Here is a 566-nt window from a genome sequence, read left to right on the forward strand (position 1 = left end):
ATATCTAAGATACTTGTTACCAGTAAGCATTCGCTTGGTTTCTTCGGCTTCAAATTCGCCGGATTGGCTCTGATTCCAGACCAGTCCTGCATATTTGGCTAGTGCATGATGATTCTTAAAACGCTTGATATCACCGATTTCGGCGATTAACCCAGCGGCGTATACCGGTCCCACTCCTTTTATGGAAATGAGTGTATTGGGGATTCCTTTCATCAACTTGGCAATTTCTTTATCTAAGCGTTTCACTTCAGACTCCATATGCTTGAGTACGCTGAGCGTAACAGATAAGGAAATATTGACTGGATCAGCCATTGCCTTGTTTAACCGGTAAGAAGCTCGGGCGACTTTTTGAAGATACTTTGCGATTTCTTCGGGATTTTCAAAACGGTTTTTCCCTTTTTCTTGAAGAAATTCAATGAGCTCTTCTATGGACATTTGGGCAATTTGTTCTGGTTCGAGTTCTTGTATAATGGCTAAACACGTTGCCCCAAACATATTGGAAAATGGATTATCTTGCCGTAATCCACTGAACTTTAAAAAGACTTGATTAAGGAAATACGTCTTGT

Annotated in this window: 1 protein-coding gene; it reads right to left on the bottom strand. The window is 40.6% G+C overall.

All coding sequences use genetic code 11. From position 1 onward, the window contains the following. Nucleotides 1-566, bottom strand: a 566-nt coding sequence (locus DCC39_RS18935; protein WP_133243522.1) for a transposase, incomplete at both ends; no start/stop codon positions are given.

The sequence above is a fragment of the Pueribacillus theae genome, assembly GCF_003097615.1.
GTDB lineage: Bacteria > Bacillota > Bacilli > Bacillales > UBA6769 > Pueribacillus > Pueribacillus theae.